General features: G+C 44.2%; 2 protein-coding genes and 1 pseudogene. 2 read left to right on the plus strand and 1 reads right to left on the minus strand.

Annotated features, from left to right (window positions below; translation table 11 throughout):
* Positions 1-66 precede the first annotated feature (66 nt).
* Positions 67-222 (plus strand): annotated as a pseudogene (locus tag BM122_RS21170) (transposase); the annotation flags it as partial.
* Between the two features lie 166 nt (positions 223-388).
* Here BM122_RS21170 and BM122_RS22975 read toward each other — a convergent pair.
* Positions 389-631, minus strand: coding sequence for a transposase (locus BM122_RS22975; RefSeq protein ID WP_256212273.1), 243 nt, complete (start codon positions 629-631; stop codon positions 389-391).
* 451 nt (positions 632-1,082) lie between these two features.
* Between BM122_RS22975 and BM122_RS21180 the strand changes: the two genes are divergently transcribed.
* A complete protein-coding gene (locus BM122_RS21180) occupies positions 1,083-1,280 on the plus strand; it encodes a hypothetical protein (protein ID WP_074907647.1) in 198 nt (65 codons plus the stop codon).
* Positions 1,281-1,743: the final 463 nt, after the last annotated feature.

Raw genomic sequence — 1,743 nt, forward strand, 5'->3', positions numbered from 1 at the left:
GCAGTTGATTTCGTCGTGAATGAACTAGGCCGGGTTTTGCACATTTCAGAAAAAATCGAAGGTAAATGGGCTGTTTTACCGAAGCGTTGGGTGGTCGAACGCACATTTTCCTGGTTGGGTAATTTTCGCCGTTTATCTAAGGATTTCGAAATCTTGCCCGGCACTGCTGAAAATATGATTCGAATCGCCATGATGAAAATAACACTTGCAAAATGCGTCTAATGTTTTACCAGACAGCTTCTTATCTAATTGCTTTAGCTTGAGTTCATTTTGGCTCAATGTCATCGAAATCTGGAGAATAAGGCGACAATTATTCAAGCGTGTTCTCACCATTGTTGAAGTCAGTTCTGATATATTGTCGTTTGTAGTACGTGGCATTCGATGACTATTACGGAGGCGGGCATGAGTTTGGGCAAAAGGTCCTACGCCACCCATGTATGAAAATGTCGGCGGTGATATTGGCTATGAAGAGGCCTACGGTCAGAAGCACCTTCCCGATCAGGGTGCCGATCACACTGGTTCGGCCTGTTGCATGTGAGTCCTTTACTCCATGGGCGCGTTCACCCGCGGGCGCATAGCCATGCATGCGTAGCATGTCGTGCGCAAAGCCGCTTTCATCAAAGTAAACGATGACGCGGCCTTCGTGCTCATAGCTTTAGAATTTGCCGTTTTTCTTTGCTGGCCTTTGGATGACACAAGCTTTTTAATAGTCATGCCCAGACGTCTTAAAGCGTGATGATTAGCCTTAAGTGCTGCTCCAAAGCTATTTGATACGCTCGTACTGATACGCGTCCGGATGATCTTTGACGTCCTGCGCTAACATCTCCATGTTGATCTTGGTTTCAGGTTAATTGCAGGTTGTCTTGGGATCGGGAGTTTTGATACAGCGTGTCATGCTACTTACCCCTACGCAAAAATGCTTCGCCATTTGCGATGGCAAGGTCCTCCTTTTCTCGAACAGATAATACCTTATCGCGAAATGATATTGATTAGGTTATCCGTAAATTATAATCAACTTATGAGCGCGAGGACGCGCCGCAACGGTGGTTGTCAGTTCCTTTGTATGTAAGCAGCTCGTGTTTGTGTGCGATACCGTCAATTTCTACTTTAATATCATCAAGATTGGGCGTGCCTCGATTACCGTCGACGTATCGGTTTATGCGCAACGTACCGTTCAGGAAGGAGGAGAAGAGATCTGCATTATTAAGATGGCCGAAGCGGTGCTGGTTTACGTGGCTATTGTTGAAAACCGGCGGCCAAGGATGCTACTGCAGGAATAGTGGCGCAAACTATTGAACTCTTTCTGTACGCGCTTGGTCAAATAATAATTATTTTATTCTCTACTAGCTCTTATACTGAGACTAGGCTATTAAATCTGTTCTCAAATTCTGGGATTAATTTTCATTTCTATGAAGTTAATAAAGTTTGTGAGAGAGGAAACTAACTTCAGTCAATAATTAAAGAACATAAAAAACATCGTGAGACTTAACCGAACAGATTTTATTTGCGACGTAATTTATAGCGTTATTGCAGAGAGCTCATTCTGGTTTGACGGTCGGTCATTTTAGATTCAGATTGACCCAGAAGCAAAGGACGTGCTCGGGTTGACTTCATTCATAAGTAGGGTTATACGGAGAGAAGTTTTTCATGAAGCTGGGCTTTGCTGATGAGGTCCTGAACTCGCTGAGTGCGCATATTGCAGTGCTAGATGCGCACGGTTCAATTGTGCGAGTGAATGAAGCA

The organism is Nitrosomonas communis, assembly GCF_900114745.1.
Lineage (GTDB): Bacteria > Pseudomonadota > Gammaproteobacteria > Burkholderiales > Nitrosomonadaceae > Nitrosomonas > Nitrosomonas communis_A.